18 protein-coding genes and 1 pseudogene are annotated in these 18,952 nt (G+C 55.0%); 7 read left to right on the top strand and 12 right to left on the bottom strand.

Going from position 1 to position 18,952, the window contains the following annotated elements; genetic code table 11:
• Positions 1–17: 17 nt before the first annotated feature.
• Both zigA and OSH09_RS02085 read right to left on the bottom strand, forming a co-directional pair.
• A complete protein-coding gene (gene zigA, locus OSH09_RS02090) occupies positions 18–1,241 on the bottom strand; it encodes a zinc metallochaperone GTPase ZigA (RefSeq protein ID WP_266119989.1) in 1,224 nt (407 codons plus the stop codon).
• Between the two features lie 165 nt (positions 1,242–1,406).
• Positions 1,407–2,108, bottom strand: a complete 702-nt coding sequence (locus OSH09_RS02085) for a helix-turn-helix transcriptional regulator (RefSeq protein WP_266120530.1) — start codon at positions 2,106–2,108, stop codon at positions 1,407–1,409.
• Between the two features lie 70 nt (positions 2,109–2,178).
• Here OSH09_RS02085 and OSH09_RS02080 point away from each other — a divergent pair, with 70 nt between their 5' ends.
• Entirely contained in the window at positions 2,179–2,544 is a 366-nt protein-coding gene (locus OSH09_RS02080) for a VOC family protein (RefSeq protein WP_266119988.1), read from the top strand.
• A gap of 57 nt (positions 2,545–2,601) precedes the next feature.
• Here the strand turns inward: OSH09_RS02080 and OSH09_RS02075 are convergent, their stop codons facing one another.
• The 3 genes from OSH09_RS02075 to OSH09_RS02065 all read right to left on the bottom strand — a co-directional run bounded on the left by OSH09_RS02075 (position 2,602) and on the right by OSH09_RS02065 (position 5,730).
• On the bottom strand, positions 2,602–4,314 hold the full coding sequence (locus OSH09_RS02075) for an acyl-CoA dehydrogenase family protein (RefSeq protein WP_266119987.1): 1,713 nt from the start codon (positions 4,312–4,314) through the stop codon (positions 2,602–2,604).
• Between the two features lie 21 nt (positions 4,315–4,335).
• On the bottom strand, positions 4,336–4,983 hold the full coding sequence (locus tag OSH09_RS02070; RefSeq protein WP_266119986.1) for a TetR/AcrR family transcriptional regulator: 648 nt from the start codon (positions 4,981–4,983) through the stop codon (positions 4,336–4,338).
• Positions 4,984–5,184: 201 nt separating this feature from the next.
• Entirely contained in the window at positions 5,185–5,730 is a 546-nt protein-coding gene (locus OSH09_RS02065) for a TetR/AcrR family transcriptional regulator (RefSeq protein ID WP_266119985.1), read from the bottom strand.
• A 107-nt stretch (positions 5,731–5,837) separates the two neighbouring features.
• Here OSH09_RS02065 and OSH09_RS02060 point away from each other — a divergent pair, with 107 nt between their 5' ends.
• Entirely contained in the window at positions 5,838–6,440 is a 603-nt protein-coding gene (locus OSH09_RS02060; protein ID WP_207874093.1) for a DJ-1/PfpI family protein, read from the top strand.
• A gap of 95 nt (positions 6,441–6,535) precedes the next feature.
• Here OSH09_RS02060 and OSH09_RS02055 read toward each other — a convergent pair whose 3' ends face one another.
• From OSH09_RS02055 to metE, 3 genes are all read right to left on the bottom strand, one after another.
• Positions 6,536–7,564 (bottom strand): methionine synthase, encoded by a 1,029-nt coding sequence (locus tag OSH09_RS02055; RefSeq protein ID WP_222668274.1) that lies wholly within the window; start codon positions 7,562–7,564, stop codon positions 6,536–6,538.
• A 28-nt stretch (positions 7,565–7,592) separates the two neighbouring features.
• Positions 7,593–8,570 carry a DUF1852 domain-containing protein gene (locus OSH09_RS02050; protein ID WP_222668275.1) on the bottom strand — a complete coding sequence of 326 codons (978 nt, stop codon included), beginning with the start codon at positions 8,568–8,570 and terminating at the stop codon, positions 7,593–7,595.
• A gap of 264 nt (positions 8,571–8,834) precedes the next feature.
• Positions 8,835–11,129: a 5-methyltetrahydropteroyltriglutamate--homocysteine S-methyltransferase gene (gene metE, locus OSH09_RS02045; RefSeq protein ID WP_266119984.1), complete on the bottom strand. Its 2,295-nt coding sequence runs from the start codon at positions 11,127–11,129 to the stop codon at positions 8,835–8,837.
• Between the two features lie 111 nt (positions 11,130–11,240).
• Here metE and OSH09_RS02040 point away from each other — a divergent pair, with 111 nt between their 5' ends.
• Positions 11,241–12,149, top strand: coding sequence for a LysR family transcriptional regulator (locus tag OSH09_RS02040; RefSeq protein ID WP_222668277.1), 909 nt, complete (start codon positions 11,241–11,243; stop codon positions 12,147–12,149).
• On the opposite strand, the gene OSH09_RS02035 is transcribed toward OSH09_RS02040, so the two are convergent.
• Positions 12,146–12,712, bottom strand: coding sequence for a MarR family winged helix-turn-helix transcriptional regulator (locus OSH09_RS02035; protein ID WP_323178698.1), 567 nt, complete (start codon positions 12,710–12,712; stop codon positions 12,146–12,148). The genes OSH09_RS02040 and OSH09_RS02035 overlap by 4 nt on opposite strands.
• Positions 12,713–12,868: 156 nt before the next feature.
• On the opposite strand from OSH09_RS02035, the gene OSH09_RS02030 reads away from it, so the two are divergent.
• The 4 genes from OSH09_RS02030 to hpaI are packed head-to-tail and all read left to right on the top strand — an operon-like array spanning position 12,869 to position 15,632.
• A complete protein-coding gene (locus OSH09_RS02030) occupies positions 12,869–13,321 on the top strand; it encodes a VOC family protein (RefSeq protein ID WP_266119983.1) in 453 nt (150 codons plus the stop codon).
• 24 nt (positions 13,322–13,345) lie between these two features.
• On the top strand, positions 13,346–14,056 hold the full coding sequence (locus OSH09_RS02025; RefSeq protein ID WP_266119982.1) for a flavin reductase family protein: 711 nt from the start codon (positions 13,346–13,348) through the stop codon (positions 14,054–14,056).
• A complete protein-coding gene (gene hpaH / locus OSH09_RS02020; RefSeq protein ID WP_266119981.1) occupies positions 14,040–14,843 on the top strand; it encodes a 2-oxo-hept-4-ene-1,7-dioate hydratase in 804 nt (267 codons plus the stop codon). The genes OSH09_RS02025 and hpaH overlap by 17 nt, the downstream gene beginning before the upstream one ends.
• Positions 14,844–14,867: 24 nt before the next feature.
• A complete protein-coding gene (gene hpaI / locus OSH09_RS02015; protein WP_266119980.1) occupies positions 14,868–15,632 on the top strand; it encodes a 4-hydroxy-2-oxoheptanedioate aldolase in 765 nt (254 codons plus the stop codon).
• A 304-nt stretch (positions 15,633–15,936) separates the two neighbouring features.
• On the opposite strand, the gene OSH09_RS02010 is transcribed toward hpaI, so the two are convergent.
• The 3 genes and pseudogenes from OSH09_RS02010 to guaA all read right to left on the bottom strand — a co-directional run bounded on the left by OSH09_RS02010 (position 15,937) and on the right by guaA (position 18,860).
• Positions 15,937–16,731 carry a TenA family transcriptional regulator gene (locus tag OSH09_RS02010; protein WP_266119979.1) on the bottom strand — a complete coding sequence of 265 codons (795 nt, stop codon included), beginning with the start codon at positions 16,729–16,731 and terminating at the stop codon, positions 15,937–15,939.
• Positions 16,732–16,953: 222 nt separating this feature from the next.
• Positions 16,954–17,142: pseudogene (locus OSH09_RS02005) on the bottom strand (tyrosine-type recombinase/integrase); the annotation flags it as partial.
• Positions 17,143–17,273: 131 nt separating this feature from the next.
• The gene (gene guaA / locus OSH09_RS02000; protein ID WP_266119978.1) at positions 17,274–18,860 is read right to left on the bottom strand and encodes a glutamine-hydrolyzing GMP synthase; all 1,587 of its coding nucleotides are present in this window, start codon (positions 18,858–18,860) and stop codon (positions 17,274–17,276) included.
• Between the last annotated feature and the right edge of the window lie 92 nt (positions 18,861–18,952).

The raw sequence follows: 18,952 nt of genomic DNA, 5'->3' as shown, positions 1-18,952 counted from the left end.
GCAAGACCTCAATCCCATCAAGGCCAGTCTGAAAACGGATTCGCCCATGTTGTCCAGGTACTGGGACCACTGGCCATTTCTGCATCGCTTAACAAGCAGGCATCGAAACGGGCTCGTAATGCAGCCTCGTCCATATCCATGCCAATCAGCACCAGTTCCTGACGTGCGTCCCCTACTTGCTCATCCCATTTCTCCTTGATCAGGGCTAGCGCTTCGGGATCTTCCGGCCAACGCTCGGGCGGCATGGAGGCCCACCAGTAACCCGCCACGTGGTAGCGGGCAACGGCCCCAGCCTGTGACCAGGAGCCCGCCAAGGTAGGGAAATTCGCCAACCAGAAAAAGCCTTTGGAGCGCACCACGCCCGGCCATTCGCTTTCGACCAACTCCAGAAAACGCTGCGGGTGGAACGGACGGCGGGCGCGGTAAACAAAGTTGCCTATGCTGTACTCTTCCGTTTCCGGGGTGTGAGTGCCGCGCAATTCCTGCAACCAGCCAGGGGCTCTGGAAGCCTCTTCAAAATCGAACAAGCCGGTGTTGAGTACGCGGTCCAAGGGCACCTTGCCAAACTCGGCCGTTTCAATACGAGCGCGGGGATTCAGGCTATTCAGAATCGCCATCAGGCGCTCACGTTCTGGTTCGCTGATCAAATCGATCTTGTTCAGAACCAGCACATCACAGAACTCGATCTGCTCAATCAACAAGTCCACAACGGTACGCGCGTCTTCTTCACCCAAGGATTCTCCACGGGACTGAATGCTGTCTTGCGAACGGTAGTCACGCAGAAAATTAAAGGCATCCACTACCGTGACCATGGTGTCCAGCCGAGCGACTTCATCCAGGCAACGGCCATCTTCGCCTTCAAAGGTAAAGGTTTCGGCTACGGGTAGTGGCTCTGAAATGCCCGTGGATTCAATCACCAACTGATCAAACCGCCCTTCCTTGGCCAGACGGTCTACCTCCAGCAGCAAGTCCTCCCGCAAGGTGCAGCAAATACAGCCGTTGCTCATTTCCACCAGCTTTTCATCCGTGCGCGATAGTTCAGCGCCGCCGTCGCGAACCAGAGCGGCATCAATATTGACCTCACTCATATCGTTCACGATGACGGCGACGCGGCGGCCTTCGCGATTGTTCAGGATGTGATTCAGCAAAGTCGTCTTGCCCGCCCCCAGAAAACCGGACAAGACCGTTACGGGAATTCGGGCTGTGTGATCAGCCGTGCTGTTGTCGGGGCTTATCGTCATTTCTCTTCGTCCTTAATGCATCAGTGGGCGATCCGTTCCAGAGGATTTCTCGCCAATTTTGAGATGTTATAACATAACAATAATTGACCAAGAAAAAACCCTCTTGTCAGCAGGGCTTGAAGCAATAAACGAACAATATAGAACTTGAAGAGCAAATCCTGAGCGTCAGATGTCAGGCAAGCCACGTAGATCGCTTTGTGTTGCTCGCCACTGTGCAAACAAGTCCGCTCGATGCCGGGGATATGGCTCTTCCAGGCTCAACAAAACCTGTATCCGGTCCGTCTGAAAATGACGGAAATCCTCTTTACGCTCACACCAGCCTACTAAAATCCGAACTTGTTGGAAGTAGCCCAAGGCGAAGGGCCAGATTACCCTCTCCGAGCTCTGGCCTGCCCCATCCACATACCTGATGTGCAATTTGCGTTGCAGGCGAATTGCTGTACGTGCGATACCTAGGTCAACGACTTCTGCATCCTGAATCAATCTGGGCCCGACCCGCAGGGCCGTGCTCTCCAGGCTGTCTTTCAGGCTATCAGGCAGCACAGCCGAAATCTTGGCCATCGCATCCGCAGCAGCTTTGGTGACAGGCTCGTCTGCGAACTTTTCTACCCAGCGAAACCCCAGCAGCAAGGCTTCCAGCTCTGCCTGAGAAAACATCAAAGGCGGCAACATAAAGCTGGGACGCAAGATATAGCCCACCCCTGGTTCGCCTTCTATATCTGCCCCCTGCGCCTGCAAAGAAGCGATATCCCGATACAAGGTACGAATGCTGATACCCAACTCCTCCGCCAGCCGCGCACCGCTGACCGGACGCTTGTGTCGGCGTAGTACTTGTAAAAGAGAAAGAAGTCGTTCTGCTCGGGCCATGCTGGATACTGCCATTTTTTGGCAGCATGGTCACCCATAATCATCGGATCAATCACACAAAGGACTGACGATGAAACACCCAAACCTGCTGCTTCTCTATGTTGAAGATCCAGCAGCCAGCCGCATTTTTTATGAAAAACTGCTCAAGAAAGCCCCCACCGAGTCTTTTCCCACCTATGTCGCTTTTGAACTGAACACAGGACTGACGCTGGGCTTATGGTCTACCCAGGCTGCCAGCTTTGTATCGTCCGGGACAGGGCATCGATCCGAACTCGCGTTTCTAGCCGAGGATGACGCGGCCGTGGATCAGCTTTATCAGGACTGGGTCGCTACGGGCATACAGATCGAGCAAGAGCCTGCAACGGCTGTGTTCGGACGTACCTTTGTGGCACTGGATCTGGACGGGCATCGGCTGCGAGTGTGTACCGCAGGCTAAGAGTCAGAAACAGGCCAAGCCCTCACGAAGCGCCTCGGCCTGTTTAGCCATTGCGGCTCAATCCGACACGCTAGCCCGAAGCACAATCTTCTGCGCTGTCGCAGGCGACACTGTCATCGCCAAGGTGCCGTAATGCGCCCCCCAGGCACCTACTTGCCCTGGACTACGCGTACTTAAAAATACATCCACAACCTCTTGAGAGCTATATCGCATCAGCTCTGCCGCCTGCAACACACGGGCGACAGCTTCAGTCATGGGACGGGCCAGGAACTCATCCTGGATCGCCGCATGCACGATGCGTTCGGTATGCTGTACCAGTGCATCAAACCGCCGATCTTGCCCGGCCAAGGGTTTGAGTTCATTGAACATCGCCTCCACCGTGCGCGAGTCCTTGATCATGGCGCGGCGCACATCCATGCACATCATATTGGCCGTCCCTTCCCAGACACTGTTCAAGGGTGCTTCGCGGTACACACGTGCCATCGGATTTTCTTCGATGAAACCGTTCCCGCCATGGCACTGCAAAGCCTCGTTCGCAATGGAAGGCGCTCGCGAGCAATTGAAGTATTTCGCGGCGGGTGTGGCTACACGGGCCAGGAATTTCTCGTGCTCGCTGCTTGGTATCTGATCCGTTGCCTTGGCCACCCGCAACGCCATCAAGGTCGCCGCCTCCACTTCCACAGCCATATCGGCCAGCACATTGCTCATCATGGGGCGGTCGGCAATGGAGGTTCCAAATGCCTTGCGTGATGTGGTGTGGCGCAAGGCAAGGGTCAGTGCCTGCCTCATCAAGCCTGCTGAGCCAATCGCAAAATCCAAGCGTGTCAGATGCGAGTGCGACAGAATTTCCCGAATACCGCGCCCTTCTTCCCCCACCCGAATCGCCAGTGTCCCTGCATATTCAACCTCGCTGGAAGCATTCGATTTATTCCCGGCCTTATCCTTCAGGCGCTGCACGAAAAAGCGGTTATAGCTGCCATCTGGCAAGGTGCGCGGCAAGAAGAAACACGTCACGCCACCATTGACTTTGGCCAGCGTAAAAAAGCCATCCGACTGCGGCACGGAGCAAAACCATTTATGCCCGGTCAGCTCATACCAATGTGCTGTGGCCCCGTGATAATCCGCGCTGTGGGAAAAACGCGCCGTGGTCTGCGTCTCGCGCAAATCAGAACCACCCTGCTTTTCTGTCATGGCATAGCCAATCACCACAGAGGGCTTCTCCCCCACTTCCCGACGGCTGTATTCATAGCGAGTGCCTTTGAGCTTATCCGCCCACACGGCCAAAGCGGGCTCGGCCTCGAAACCTGCATAGGCCGCATACGCCATGCCGGTCGGACAGCCTGTGCCGTGCTCCACCTGATTCCACAGATACGACAACACTGCCCGCGCAAAGTGACCGTTTTTCTCTTGAGTACGCCAGCTTAGATTCGGGACTTCATGCTGCCAGGCCAGGCTCATCAACTCGTGCCAGCTTGGGTGAAACTCCAGCCAATCAATTCGATTGCCAAAACGGTCGTGCGTTTTTAATTCAGGCAAATGACGGTTAGCCAAACGAGCCAGTTCCTGCACGTTTTCATCACCGGCCACCGCCCCCAAAGCCTGACAACGCGAGGCGGCCCACGGCGCTTCCCGTGCTATGGCCGCCTGCAATACCGCATCGCCCGTAAAAACGTTAAAGCCACTGGCAGGCAAGGCCTGGTTCAGAACCTGATGTGTACTGTAACGATCCGCTGGAGCATTCAAAATACTGCTGACAAGGGGCTGATTCATGTCTGTCTCCGATCTATTTTTCTAAGGCGTGGCAGAAAGGACTGCCACGCTGGCACAAGCCATCTGGGCAATCTGGTCAGCCAGCGCCGCCACTTGGCGCTGGTAACTGTCCGTGCCATCGTGCTGCTGACGGCTCAAGGGAGAAAGTGGGCCAATCAGGCCTTCCATAAAGCCGCCCACAATGACAGTGGCCGCAATATCAGGCTGCACGTCACGACGCATTTCTTCAGCGTCCTGACCCATGGAAACAATGGAATGAATCACTTGGCTGATCGCCGCGCGGTAAACCAGGCGCGCAGCGTCAATCTCCTTGTCACACGGCTCCGCAATCAAGGCATAGGCAAGGCGGGGATTGCGCATGGCGCGTTTGACGAAGGTGGAGACGGCCGCATGCAGGCGCAAGGAAGAGGAACCATCAGCCTGGGCAATGTCTGTCAGCACATCCACCTCGCGCTGAGACACCAGCGACAAGACTTCTGCAAACAGTTCCGCCTTGGACGGGAAGTAACGGTAGACCGTTCCCGTCGCGATACCGGCAGCGGCCGCCACACTGGCAACCTGCGCCTCCTGCCAACCGCCTTCACTTACCAAAGCACGAGCGGCTTCCAGGATACGGCTGCGATTATCTTGCAGGCGGGCTTCAACAGCGGGGGTTTGACGGTAAGCCATAAAGAAGTGAACTCCGATTCATTACATGAGTGAATCCTAGTTCATTTCTTTGCAGTGAACAAGATTTCTTTAATCACAAGTATTGAGGCAGCTCGTCTTTTACCATCGCTAGCAGGCTGAAAACATCAAATTTTTGACGTGTGTAGACCGTGAGAGCTCTTCTTTACTCTACCTATCCCCGCCCTCCTCGCTTGATCCGCCCTAAACCCTGGAGCGCTTGCGAAACATTTCCAGAGCCCCACCCAGCAGACTCCCGAAGCGAGCCGCATTGTGACGCACCCCAGATTGCTGCCCACCTATAAAAAACAGATGCGCCATCTCCCCCACAATCTCTGAATGCTTGGGTAGTAGAAAAGCACTTTTTGAGGTCTTGATCGCAAAGGCCAGACGCGTGGCATCGACACGCGACTGATACTCCGCCACCAAAGGATCGTGCAAAGCCCATGCACGAATGGCCACTTCTCGATTAGGCTGCTTATCGGCAGCGATATGAATGTAGCGCTTCAAAACCTCCACCGCCCCCTGCCCCTGCGCCGCATACTCCAGCATGCAAGCGGTGTAGTCATGCTCCCAGGTCGAGAGCAGTGCCCGCACAAAGTCCTCGCGATTGCGGAAATGGTGATAGAACGATCCGCGCGTCACATTCAAGCGGCGAGCAACCCGCTCCCCTGAAACGCCGATATAGCCTTCCAGATCCAGGGTTTTCAAACCTGCCTCAATCCAATCGTCTCTCGTCAACTTGCGCATCACGGGAACATACAGCCTGTGTAGGGTGATTAGTGAATAAATAGACTACGAAGCTTCACGGTGACCGCCGCAAGAACAGGGATTGCGGCTTTTTCATGGAGCTTGTAATGAAAGAAATAGCACTGATTGCCTTCGACCAATTCACGGACATAGATCTGTTTCTGATGTGGGACCTGCTAGGTCGAAACACACGAGACTGGCGCGTCAGGATACTGGGTGCGGCACCTATTTTACGATCTGCGCATGGTTTGGAAATACAGACACAGGGACCTCTATCCGAAGCCAGCCAAGCCGATGCGGTCTTGTTCAGCAGCGGTAAAAAGGGAGTGCCAGCGGCCATGAGCAATCCTGACTTTCTACCCAATCTGCACCTGAACCCCGAGCGTCAATTCATAGGCTCGATTTGTGCAGGTGTGTTTTTTCTGGAGCGCCTGGGCTTGCTACCCCAACGCAGGGCAACCACCCACCCCGATGCGCGCGCTTTATTGCAGGATGTGGATCTGGAACCCGTCGATCAGGCCTTGGTCTGTTACGGCAAGCTTGCCAACGCAGGCGGATGCCTGGCCTCTCTATACCTTGTGGGCTGGCTGGTGGAATCACTTTTCGATGCGCAGAAACGGCGGGAAACCTTGCTGCCAGTGTATCCAGCAGGGCAAGAAGCGATTTATGCGGAGCTCGTTGAACGGAGTATCCAGGAAGCCCGTATTTAAATAGAACTGCCCCCAGCAACAGCGATGGCAAGGCCATCAATCCTGTTTGCTGGGGGCAGCTTGAGCTACGAGACTAAACGATGCCCTAAGGCGTCTTAGCCCAACAGTTCTTTACGAACAATCTCAGCACCGGCGCTCAAAGCATGCAGCTTGCCGCGTGCCACTGCGCGTGGCAAAGGCGCCATGCCGCAGTTGGTGGACGGATACAGCTTGTCAGCATCCACAAACTTCAGTGCTTTACGCAGCGTGTTGGCTACTTCGTCCGCCGTTTCAACCGTGTTGGTCGCCACATCAATCGCGCCAACCATCACTTTCTTCCCACGAATCAGTTCAATCAGATCCATAGGCACCAGGGAGTTCTGGCACTCCAAGGAGATGATATCGATCTTGGATTGCTGCAGCTTGGGGAAGGACTCTTCGTACTGACGCCATTCCGAACCCAAGGTTTTTTTCCAATCCGTGTTGGCCTTGATGCCGTAGCCATAGCAAATGTGCACGGCGGTTTCGCACTTCAGGCCTTCAATGGCACGTTCCAAGGTAGCGATACCCCAGTCGTTCACTTCATCAAAGAACACGTTGAAAGCGGGCTCGTCAAACTGGATGATATCCACGCCAGCCGCTTCCAGCTCTCTAGCTTCCTGGTTCAGGATCTTGGCGAATTCCCAAGCCAGTTTTTCACGGCTCTTGTAGTGGTTGTCGTACAGCGTATCGATCATGGTCATGGGACCAGGCAGTGCCCATTTGATCGGCTGCGTGGTTTGCTGACGCAGGAACTTGGCATCATCCACAAACACGGACTTGGGACGAGTCACTGCGCCCACAACGGTTGGTACGCTGGCGTCGTAACGGTCACGAATACGAACGGTCTCACGCTTTTCAAAATCAACCCCGTCCAGATGTTCAATAAACGTGGTGACAAAGTGTTGGCGGGTTTGCTCGCCATCGCTAATCAGGTCGATACCGGCGTGCAGTTGCTCTTGCAGGGACAGACGCAGTGCGTCTTTCTTGCCTTCGACCAGGTCCTCACCTTCCAGTCTCCAGGGCGACCACAATTTCTCGGGTTCAGCAAGCCAGGAGGGTTTAGGCAAACTGCCAGCGGTGGAGGTGGGTAGCAATTTTTTCATAATAAATAACCTTGTTGTTTTTGATTAATCAAAGTGCGTAGCTAGCAGCCCATTGATCAAGAATAACTTTGTATGGCTTGATAAAACTCTCTTCGGTAAACCGACCCTGCTCAACCGCCAGTCGGCTACGCTCTTCGCGATCATAGACAATTTGCGTGACCGAGTGATCTGCATTTTTCAGGCTGGGTTGGTAACGCATTCCAGCCGCCGAGTTGGCATTATAAATCTCGGGACGGTAAATTCTCTGGAAGGATTCCATCGTGCTGATCGTACTGATCAACTCCAGATTCGTATAGTCGCTAAGCAGATCACCACGGAAATAGAAGGCCAAAGGCGCAACGCTATTTGGGGGCATGAAATAGCGAACCTGCAAGCCCATTTTGGCGAAGTATTCATCGGTGGGAGAGAACTCGTTCTGCTGGTACTCAACACCCAATACGGGATGCTGATTGCCAGTCCGGTGATAAACCTTGCTGCTGGACACGCTCAGGCAGATGACGGGAGATTTGTTGAAGTTCTCTTTGTACAGCGTGGAGTTCACAAAAGACTGAAACAGCTTGCCGTGCAAATCGCCAAAACCTTCTGGCGCGCTGAAGCCGTTTTTATTCTTGTTGTGCTCCAGCAAAACAACGCTGAAATCGTAATCCCGCACATAAGAAGAAAAGTTGTTTCCAACAATACCTTCAATGCGCTTGTTTTCTTTACGGTCAATGATGTTAGTTTTCAGAATCTCAATGGTAGGGAACGTAGAACCATTGCCTTCAACGTCAATATCAACCGAAACAATATCCAGCTCGACCGAGTAACGATCCCCATTCGGGTTGTCCCAGTGTGCCAGGCTATTGAAGCGGTTATCAATCATCTTCAAGGTATTGCGCAGGTTTTCCTGGCGGCTTTCACCACGGGCCAGATTGGCAAAGTTAGTGGTGATACGTGTGTTGTCAGATGGACGGTAGTTTTCATCAAAACGGATGCTTTTGATGCTGAACGCGAATTCTTTATTCATTTTTATGTATGCCCTAATTTCTGTTATCAATCTCGAATTTACTTTCAAGCTAAATCACTGATTTAGAAAAATAAATTCATCTTGTTTATGCTTGCTCTGCGCTCGCTGCCTGGCCTGTTTCAGGACTGAGCCGGTTTCACCCCTGCCCCACACACCGCACTTTCTGGGGAAGCTGAAACACAGTGATGAAGCACTACGCCCAGCCCCTCAAAAAAAGTCCCGGCAGCTGGCCGGGACTCACCGCCAAAACTGCTCCTGATTGGATCAGGCACTTGCTCGCAAGGCTTTCGCTGCCGCCACCATATTGGTCAGCGCGGGAATCACCTCTGCCCATTGGCGTGTTTTCAGACCGCAGTCGGGATTCACCCACAGACGTTCTGCTGGCACGCGCTCGGCGGCTTTCTTCATCAAATCCACAATGTGCTGCTCGGTCGGGATGTTGGGCGAGTGAATGTCATACACGCCAGGGCCGATTTCATTGGGGTACTGGAAGTTCTCAAAGGCTTCCAGCAATTCCATATCCGAACGGCTGGTTTCGATGGTGATCACATCGGCATCCATATCGGCGATGGACGCAATAATGTCGTTGAACTCCGAGTAGCACATGTGGGTATGAATCTGCGTCTCGTCACCCACGCCGTTAGCGGTGATGCGGAAGCTTTCCACGGCCCAATCCAGATAGCTCTTCCATTGCGACTTGCGCAGTGGCAAGCCTTCACGCAAGGCTGCTTCATCGATCTGAATAACGTGTACACCGGCCTTTTCCAGATCCAGCACTTCCTCGCGAATGGCCAGCGCCAATTGCAGGCAAGAAGCCGAGCGTGGCTGGTCATCACGCACAAAGGACCAGTTCAAAATCGTGACGGGGCCCGTCAACATGCCCTTCATGGGTTTTGGGGTCAGGGACTGAGCGTAGGTAATCCACTCCACCGTCATGGCCTGAGGGCGGCTGATGTCACCAAACAGAATAGGTGGTTTCACGCAGCGCGAACCGTAGGACTGCACCCAGCCGAACTGGCTGAATGCGTAACCATCCAGTTGCTCACCGAAGTACTCGACCATGTCGTTGCGCTCGGCTTCGCCGTGCACCAAAACGTCCAGACCCAGTTTTTCCTGTTCACGCACACTGCGCTCAATCTCGGCACGCATGGCGTTCTGATAGCTGCTTTCATCCAGGCGACCAGCCTTGAACTCACTACGCGCACGACGGATTTCAGTCGTCTGCGGGAAAGAACCAATCGTAGTGGTGGGGAATGCAGGCAGTTTCAGGAATTCAGCTTGCTTGGAAGCACGCTGTGCGTAAATGCTCTTGCGCTTGCCCAGTTCAGCATTGATACGGGCAACCGCCGCTTTGACAGCAGGATTATTCACACGAGGCGAGTTGCGACGAGCCGTCAGGGACGCCAGGTTCTCGGCCAGCTCAGCCTTCACAGCATCGCGACCTTCACGCAGGGCTTTGCCCAGCACGCGCAATTCGTCCAGCTTTTGCAAGGCAAAAGCCAACCAGGACTTCACATCGGCATCCAGCTTTTGTTCGCTGTCCAGATCAACCGGTACATGCAGCAAAGAGCACGAAGGTGCAATCCACAAGCGCTCGCCCAGTTGCTTCGCGATAGGCTCGACCCAATCCAGAACAGCAGTCAAATCTGTCTTCCAGATATTGCGTCCATTGATCACGCCCAAGGACAAGACTTTGTCCTCTCCCAGCAGTTTGAGCAGGGATTCCACGCCATCACGGTCATTGATGGCATCGACATGCAAACCGGCCACAGGCAGGCTGGCGGCCAAAGCGGCGTTTTCCAGCAGCTCACCAAAATAAGTCGCCACCAGCAGTTTCACGCCTGAGGACTTCAGGTGCTGATAGGCCGTCTTAAACGCTTGCTGCCACTCGGCGTCCAGCTCGGTAACCAGAATAGGCTCGTCAATCTGCACCCACTCCACACCCGCCTTCGCCAGCGTGTCCAGCAATTGCGCATACACAGGCAGCAGACGATCCAGCAAGGCCAGCTTGTTGGATTCATCCTTGGCCTTGCCCAACGCCAGATAGGTCACGGGGCCAATGATCACAGGCTTGGCTTTCACGCCCTGGGCCTTGGCTTCAGCCAACTGCTCCAGCAGACGCGAGGCGTCCAGCGTGAATTGGGTGTCAGCCGTAAATTCGGGGACGATGTAGTGATAGTTCGTGTCGAACCACTTGGTCATTTCACCAGCAGCCACACCACCACCGCAGCAGGCGCTGTGATCTTCCAAGCCCTTGGCCGAACGACCGCGCGCTACGCGGAAGTAGTTATCCAGCTCATCGCCATGGAAACCCTGGACTCGCTCGGGCAAGTTGCCCAGCAAGAAGCTGGCATCCAGCACCTGATCGTAAAAAGAGAAGTCGCCCACGGGCACCAGATCCAGACCCGCCTGGTTCTCCCAATGACGCTGGCGCAGTTGAGCACCCAGAGCCTTGAGTTCGTCACGCGAAGATTCGCCCTTCCAGTAAGACTCCAAGGCGAACTTCAGTTCCCGTTTGGCGCCGATGCGCGGAAAGCCAAGATTATGAATCGTCGTCATGTGCTGCTCTCAATAGGCCAGTGAATTAAAGAATGACTTGCATTGTAGGAAGCCATATCAATGAAGTAAAATGGTCTTATCTCACCAATCCATGAATATCCTTCACGAACCATGTTAGAGCGCATCCATCTGGCCGTCGTACAGCAAGTCGACAAGCAAGGGTCCCTGACCGCCGCCGCAGGCGTGCTGCACGTTACCCAATCCGCCCTTAGTCACACCATGAGGAAACTGGAGCAGCAACTGGGCACCGAAATCTGGCGACGCGAAGGCCGTAGCCTGCAGCTAACCCAGGCTGGGCAGTACCTGCTGGCCGTCGCGAATCGCGTCCTGCCGCAACTGGATCTGGCTGAAGAACGCTTGGGGCAGTTTGCTCAAGGAGAGCGAGGCTCGCTGCGTATCGGCATGGAATGCCACCCCTGCTATCAGTGGCTGCTGAAGATCGTCTCGCCGTATCTCAGTGCCTGGCCGGATGTGGATGTGGATGTGAAGCAGAAATTTCAGTTTGGCGGCATCGGCGCGCTGTTTGGCTTTGAAATCGATCTGCTTGTGACACCAGACCCGCTCTATAAACCGGGTTTGAAGTTCGAGCCTGTGTTCGACTATGAACAGGTGCTGGTGGTCAATAAAGCTCATGCACTGGCTAAGGTGGACTATGCCAAACCCAAGGACCTGGACCGGGAAGTGCTGATCTCCTATCCGGTCGACATAGACAGGCTGGATATCTACAACCAGTTTTTGCTGCCCGCAGGCATCGCCCCCCGACGCCACAAGGCGATTGAGACAACAGACATCATGATGCAGATGGTGGCCAGCGGGCGCGGGGTCGCAGCCCTACCCCGATGGTTAGTGGAGGAGTATGCAGAAAAGCTGGATGTGGTGCCGGTGAGGTTGGGCAAGCATGGCATCGCCAAGCAGATTTTCTTGGGGATGAGGGAGACGGAGGCCGTGATTGATTATCTGCAGGCGTTTATGGATCTGGCTCGGGGGTCTGGGCCGAGTACAGGACCAAGCCTTACCTAGCGACGGCCCGTCTTAGCGCCGGACTTAAGTTGGGCCCAGAGTTTGGCGAGCATCTTTTGCAGTACTTGGCATTCCGCTTCATCAAGGCTGCTGGTCAGTGATTCGCACATCTGCCAAAACGCCGGCAGGGCTTCATCCACCAACTTACGGCCTTCATCAGTTAGCTCCAAGGCAAAACTGCGTCGATCCTCGGTACTTAACTTGCGGCGCAGCAGATCGCGTTTTTCCAGCCAGTCCAGCAAGGATGTCACTGTGGAGCGCGTCACGCCGAAATACTCCGCGATGTTGGACGGAGTGATCGCCTGGCTCTCCACCAATCCCCGCTCTGCCAGACTGAAAAACATCAATACATCAAATTTGTTCTCTGACAGGCCGAACGGCGCGAGACGGCTATTAGCGCACTGCTCGATATCGTCGCACAGCCACAGCATCAACAAGCCTAGCCCTGCACGGCTAGGGTTGGTGTTTTCGGCGGCACTAGCGCGCATCAGCTCCAAGTGAGGACGTACTGCCTTAAGAGCCGTGAAAGATGGCGTAGAAACGGATTTTTTGGACCGGTGCATGATGGGTCAAGCTCAATACCAAAGGGAAGGTTGGCAATCATAGCGCAAAGAAATAGTACTACTTGCGTATAATACGATACACGTACTATATTCCTATTGCTTCACAACAATCAAAGGCCAAGCCTCAATTAAAAATCCCGAAGGAGCCTATACACCATGAAAGTAATTGAATTGCACCATGTTGGTTTCGGCGTCAATCATGCGCAGGCCGATGCCATGCTTGATTTCTATCGCAACGTGCTGGCTTTGCCACAAGACCCGTCTCGCTGGAAGATTCCCGGCATTTACGGTTCGTGGTTCAACCTACCCAATGGCACCCAACTGCACATTCTTGGCTGCGAAGGCGTTTCCCAGTACGCCAAAGGACCAGATCAGGACCCGGTCTCGAATCACTTCGCCCTTGCCGTCGAGGACATACTTGCCGCCGAACAAGAACTGGTGGAACAAGGTATCAAGTACTTCACCCTCGACAATGTTGCCTCTCCCAACCTGAAACAGTTGTTCCTGCGCGATCCCGCAGGAAACCTTATCGAGCTGCATCAGGCCACGGCTCGTAGCGCGGGTGTCGCAGTCGATGAGCAGCAGCCTGGCCCAAGCGCCAATCGCTAAATGTATAGCTAGCAGGAGTGAGACATGTATTTCGATATGAAGGCGTTAAGCAGCTCGCAACGTAGCAAGCTGGTGCACTCTACGGTAATTCCCCGGCCTATCGCATGGGTGAGTTCGTGCAGTACTTCGGGTGCGGTCAACGTCGCACCATTTTCGTTTTTCAATGTGATGTCCGGGGATCCCCCGTTGCTGTGTCTTTGCATCGGTTCGCGCGCGGGTGAACCCAAAGACACAGCACGCAACATCGTCGACCGAGGCGAATTTGTAGTCAATCTGGTCTCGGAAAACATGGCCGGACGCATGACTATCACCTCTATAGACTTTGATGCCGGCTTGAATGAAGCCCAAGAGGCAGGACTTGAAATGCTCCCGAGCCAGCAGGTGGCCGTGCCAAGAATCGTATCGAGTCCATGCTCGATGGAGTGCAAGGTCCGCCAGTTGATTGATATTGACGGTATACGCACCTTTGTACTCGCAGACATCGTCGGCGTACACCTATGCGACGAGGCCGTTACCGACGTCAGCAAAATGTTCATCGACCCATTGCCAATGGCCTTGATCGGGCGTCTTCATAGTCCGGGCTGGTACTGCAAAGTATCAGCCGATTTCCAGCTTTCCACGCCCTCTCCCCAGCAATGGCAGGCCCTGAAGGATCAGGGACAGGCGCAGCAGTTGTTGAACTGGCAAGCCCCAGCCCCGACACATTCCGGAGGCCAAGATGTTGAATGCAAATGAAGTGCGCCAAAGCGCTGAATACCTGGATAAGGCCGAGCGCTCTCGCGAGCAAATACGTCAGATTTCGCTGAGCCATCCCGAGATGAGCATCACTGATGCTTATGCCATCCAGCACGCTTGGGTACAGATGAAGCTTGCCCGTGGTCAGCGAATTATCGGCCACAAAATCGGCCTGACTTCACGGGCGATGCAAATGGCTTCACAGATTGATGAGCCAGACTACGGCGTACTGCTCGATGACATGCTCTGGGGCGATGGCAGTGAAATCAAACGCGAGCAGCTAATCCTTCCCAGGGTAGAAGTGGAGCTGGCTTTCATCCTGAACCGCCGCTTGGCGGGCGAGCAAGTGACACTATTAGATGTGCTGGACGCCACCCGTTATGTGGTACCCGCACTGGAGATCATCGATGCACGCTCCGAACAGCTAGACCGTGAAACTAAGCGACCACGTCGAGTGGTCGACACCATTGCTGACAATGCGGCAAATGCCGGAGTGATCCTCGGTGGGCGTCCAATACGTGTGGATGATCTGGACTTACGTTGGGTGGGTGCACTGTTGATGCGTAATGGCGTCATCGAGGAGACGGGCCTATCAGCGGGTGTCCTTAACCACCCTGCCAATGGTGTTGCATGGCTATGCCATCGCCTGGCTGCATTCGACAGTGGCCTCGAACCGGGACACATCGTGCTTTCAGGCTCTTTCACTCGACCAGTGCATGCCAACGGCGGCGACACCTTTCATGCTGACTTCGGCCCACTGGGCAGCGTCGGCTGCCACTTCGTCTGATCCTTTACTCACCAAGATTTAGCTATGCATAACACCTTCAAACAAGCGCTTGGCAAGAACGATCCGGTAATTGGCCTATGGATGGGCCTGGCCAACGCTTACACCGCCGAATTACTCGCCGGTACCGGATACGACTGGCTGGTTATCGACAACGAACATGCCCCCAACACCGTACCCTCAACCCTGGCGCAACTGCAGGCCCTAGCGGGCACACCGGCACACGCGGTTGTCCGTGCCTCTAGTGATGACACTGTAGAGATCAAACGCTTACTTGATCTGGGGGCCCAGACCCTGCTAATCCCAATGGTAGAAAGCGCCGAACAGGCCACGCGCATCGTCGCCGCAACACGCTACCCACCAGTTGGGGTACGCGGGGTTGGAGCAGCCTTGGCGCGAGCCTCACGCTGGCAACAAATACCCGATTACCTGGCCCATGCTGACACTCAGATTTGTACGCTGGTGCAAGTTGAAAGCATGGCGGGTCTGGCAGCCCTGCCTGAGATTGCACGGGTCAGCGGCGTAGATGGAGTGTTCATCGGCCCGGCTGACCTGGCAGCGTCGATGGGTCATTTGGGCAATCCTGGACACCCTCAAGTGCAGCAGGCTATAGCGACAGCCATTGGCGAGATTCGTAAAGCCGGTAAAGCGGCGGGTATTCTCAGCGGTGACTTGGCTATGGCTCGCACTTACTTGCAACTGGGGGCCGTATTTGTCGCAGTGGGGTCTGATGTCGGGGTGTTGTCGAATGGTGCGCGGGCTTTGCGGGAGGCGTTTCGAGATGTTGCGTAAATATCCTCCTTCGGGCGCCTAGGTCAAAGAAGGTGAGCGACGCGAATCGTACTATCGTTGATTGGACAGATCAAGGAACCGGGGCGAGGTGCACAAGACCTTTCCCCAGCAAGATCTTCTGACTGAAAATAAACTGTCCAAACTTTGTCAGCGCCGTTTTCGCGACCAGAAAGGCGATGGTATGGCTATCAAGGCCGAAACGACAAGCTCCGCACTCTGAGCTTGCGGCTTCGGCTTGTGGAGAATGACACTTAAAAGCAAGCGCTCGGCAATGGCAGGTTGAGCCCGCCATTGCCAGACAGGCTCAGGCCTCGCTGGCTGCCAGCTCCAGCTGCTTGCGAGAGTTCGCCGAGGCTTTTTCCAACTGCATGCAACGCTCCAGGAACAGGAACATGTAGTCATAGCTTTTGCACACGGCCTGGCGCAACTCCACCTGCAACGCCTTGCTCGGGTTATTCCCGGCTAGCGTACAGATGATTTCCAGGGCTTCCCACGGGTGTGCATCATCGTATTGGGCGTGCATCTTCAACCATTTCATTGCGCGCTTGCGCTCTTCTTCCGGGAACGCCGCAGCGTACACGCCGGTCGAACACACCACCGCAGACCACTCGCCCGTGGCCCCTTCAATGGCGTAGTTAGTGGCGGCAATTGCCACGATCAGCGAATCGACTGAACTGGTGTGCCAGCACCAGTGGCTCAGCGCGTGCAGCTCAGGCGGCACATTCTGCGCCTGCAGCTCCTCCAGGCTGACACCGTGGGCGCGGGCCCAATCCACCCAATAATCGGCATGGTTGAGTTCCACGCGAATATTGCGCATCAGCCAGCGGCGCGCCATGTCCTCCCCAGGATGGCGGGCAAACTTGGTCTTGGTCAGGTTCTGTGCCATGTACAAGGAAAACTGCTCGACCACCGGCCAACCACCGATCACGTAATGACGCATCGTGGCCGCGCTGAGCTTATTGTCGCGCATGCGCTGGTACAGCTCATGCTCTACAACGCGACGCTTGCTCTCGCTACAATCCTGAATGAGCTGCTGCGTCCAGGCAGGGTAACTGGTGACTTCCATAAGCGGGCCGGTTCTGCTGAATGTATCGATCACTATCTAGCTCCTTTTGATGTGATTGTGTACAGACCAGAAGGTGTTTCACCGGAATGTACCGGGCGCCTCAAATGAAAAAGATCGCGGCCGCACAGGTCGACGCAACAGGCTGTCGTGGGTAAACAACTGCGGTTGTTCGATCAGGTCGCCCTGTGCGCAGTCTATCTCAATCTCCAGCAAGGTCTGCTCGGTTAGGTGACTACAGAACCAGGGGCTATTAACTCGCGAGTGAACTGCTATTTCCGGAGCACCTCGCTCCACGATGCTGTCAGTAAGCGCTCGCAAGTCCGCATGCATAATTCCAGCACACACCCCGAACGTCTCCGCAACCCTGACGCAGCCCTTTTCTTTGACCTTCTCTTTGGCTGGTGACTTCCCAGCGGCGATCATCTTTTTTGCCTCACCGAGCCGTTACCGGGCTTCCGCTTAGGTGATGCGAAGACTTGCCAGATAGTGTTAGGCCGAAAATTCAAAAAGCCCGCAATTACGCGGGCTTTCGGGGTGCTTATGCCACTTGCTACCGGTCTATGCCGGACGCGGGATCATTCCCACTCAATAGTTGCTGGCGGCTTGCTGCTTACGTCGTACGTCACACGGTTAATGCCGCGCACTTCGTTGATGATGCGGCCAGAAGTCCGTTTCAGCAGCGAGTATGGCAGTTCCGCCCAGTCAGCCGTCATGAAGTCAGTGGTCTGCACTGCGCGCATGGCAACAACGTACTCATAGGTACGAGCATCGCCCATCACGCCTACGCTTTTCACAGGCAGGAAGACGGTGAAAGCCTGGGAAGTCAGGTCGTACCAGTTCTTGCCGGTTTCTTCGTCGACCGTGTTACGCAGTTCTTCGATAAAGATGGCATCAGCTTGGCGCAGTAGGTCTGCGTATTCGCGCTTGATTTCACCCAGGATACGGACACCCAAGCCTGGGCCTGGGAAGGGGTGGCGGTAGACCATTGCGGGTGGCAGGCCCAGGGCTACGCCCAGTTTGCGCACTTCGTCTTTGAACAGTTCACGCAGCGGTTCCAGCAGCTTCAGGTTCAGCGTGTCTGGCAGGCCGCCCACGTTGTGGTGGGATTTGATGCCAGTGGCTTTACCGGATTTGGCAGCGGCGGATTCGATTACATCCGGGTAGATTGTGCCTTGAGCCAACCAACGGGCATTGCTGAGTTTGGCGGCTTCTTCCTGGAAGATTTCCACGAACTCACGGCCGATGATCTTGCGCTTGGCCTCTGGGTCGGTCACACCGGCCAGTTTGCCCAGGAAGCGGTCGGATGCGTCGATATGGATGATCTTCAGGCCCATATTGTCAGCGAAGGTGCTCATGACTTGCTCGGCTTCATTCAAGCGCAGCAGGCCGTGGTCCACGAATACGCAAGTCAGCTTGTCGCCGATGGCCTGATGGATCAGAGCGGCAGCAACGGAAGAGTCCACACCACCGGACAGAGCCAGAATGACTTCTTCGTCACCGACTTGTTCGCGAATATTGGCAATGGCCTCTTCCACGTAGTCAGGCATGTTCCAGTCGCCCACGCAGCCGCAAATGTCGCGCACAAAGCGTTCAAACAAGGCACCGCCTTGGACGGTATGCGTAACTTCAGGGTGGAACTGAACAGCGTAGAAACGGCGTTCTTCGTCGGCCATACCGGCGATGGGGCAGGTTGGCGTGGACGCCATCAGCTTGAAGCCAGGAGGCAGCGCGGTGACTTTGTCGCCGTGGCTCATCCAGACTTTAAGCATGCCGTGGCCTTCTGCCGTGGCGAAATCCTGGATGCCTTCCAGCAATTTGGTGTGGCCGTGGGCGCGCACTTCAGCGTAGCCAAATTCGCGCTTGTCGGAGCCTTCGGTAACACCGCCCAGTTGGCGGGCCATGGCTTGCATGCCGTAGCAAATGCCCAGAACGGGTACGCCTGCGTCAAAAGCAGCGGCGGGAACTTGCAAAGCGTCGTCAGCATAGACCGAAGCGTGGCTGCCCGACAGAATGATCCCTTTCAGGCCTTCTTGGGAACGGATGAATTCATCGCTAACATCACCGGGGTGAATCTCACAGTACGCACCGGCTTCGCGTACGCGACGCGCAATAAGCTGGGTGACCTGGGAGCCGTAATCAAGAATCAGAATTCGCTGGTGCATGAAAGTATCGAGCCAATAATAAAGCGGTAAAGGATCTATTTTACGCTGTGTAGCGCTGCTTAGGGAGTGGCTGAAATACTCCAGGCTGAAAT

Origin of the sequence: Alcaligenes parafaecalis (assembly GCF_026344135.1) — a bacterium.
GTDB lineage: Bacteria > Pseudomonadota > Gammaproteobacteria > Burkholderiales > Burkholderiaceae_B > Alcaligenes > Alcaligenes parafaecalis.
This window is presented reverse-complemented; position numbering and strand designations above follow the sequence as displayed.

Bases quoted from the DNA above. Each gene is read 5' to 3' on its own strand.
- OSH09_RS02080 (WP_266119988.1), top strand. From the start codon at position 2,179: ATGAAACACCCAAACCTGCTGCTTCTCTATGTTGAAGATCCAGCAGCC.
- OSH09_RS02050 (WP_222668275.1), bottom strand. From the start codon at position 8,570: ATGAATAAAGAATTCGCGTTCAGCATCAAAAGCATCCGTTTTGATGAA.
- OSH09_RS02085 (WP_266120530.1), bottom strand. From the start codon at position 2,108: ATGGCCCGAGCAGAACGACTTCTTTCTCTTTTACAAGTACTACGCCGA.
- OSH09_RS02025 (WP_266119982.1), top strand. From the start codon at position 13,346: ATGTATTTCGATATGAAGGCGTTAAGCAGCTCGCAACGTAGCAAGCTG.
- OSH09_RS02055 (WP_222668274.1), bottom strand. From the start codon at position 7,564: ATGAAAAAATTGCTACCCACCTCCACCGCTGGCAGTTTGCCTAAACCC.
- guaA (WP_266119978.1), bottom strand. From the start codon at position 18,860: ATGCACCAGCGAATTCTGATTCTTGATTACGGCTCCCAGGTCACCCAG.
- hpaI (WP_266119980.1), top strand. From the start codon at position 14,868: ATGCATAACACCTTCAAACAAGCGCTTGGCAAGAACGATCCGGTAATT.
- OSH09_RS02040 (WP_222668277.1), top strand. From the start codon at position 11,241: ATGTTAGAGCGCATCCATCTGGCCGTCGTACAGCAAGTCGACAAGCAA.
- hpaH (WP_266119981.1), top strand. From the start codon at position 14,040: ATGTTGAATGCAAATGAAGTGCGCCAAAGCGCTGAATACCTGGATAAG.
- OSH09_RS02075 (WP_266119987.1), bottom strand. From the start codon at position 4,314: ATGAATCAGCCCCTTGTCAGCAGTATTTTGAATGCTCCAGCGGATCGT.
- metE (WP_266119984.1), bottom strand. From the start codon at position 11,129: ATGACGACGATTCATAATCTTGGCTTTCCGCGCATCGGCGCCAAACGG.
- OSH09_RS02070 (WP_266119986.1), bottom strand. From the start codon at position 4,983: ATGGCTTACCGTCAAACCCCCGCTGTTGAAGCCCGCCTGCAAGATAAT.
- OSH09_RS02035 (WP_323178698.1), bottom strand. From the start codon at position 12,712: ATGCACCGGTCCAAAAAATCCGTTTCTACGCCATCTTTCACGGCTCTT.
- OSH09_RS02030 (WP_266119983.1), top strand. From the start codon at position 12,869: ATGAAAGTAATTGAATTGCACCATGTTGGTTTCGGCGTCAATCATGCG.
- OSH09_RS02060 (WP_207874093.1), top strand. From the start codon at position 5,838: ATGAAAGAAATAGCACTGATTGCCTTCGACCAATTCACGGACATAGAT.
- OSH09_RS02065 (WP_266119985.1), bottom strand. From the start codon at position 5,730: ATGCGCAAGTTGACGAGAGACGATTGGATTGAGGCAGGTTTGAAAACC.
- zigA (WP_266119989.1), bottom strand. From the start codon at position 1,241: ATGACGATAAGCCCCGACAACAGCACGGCTGATCACACAGCCCGAATT.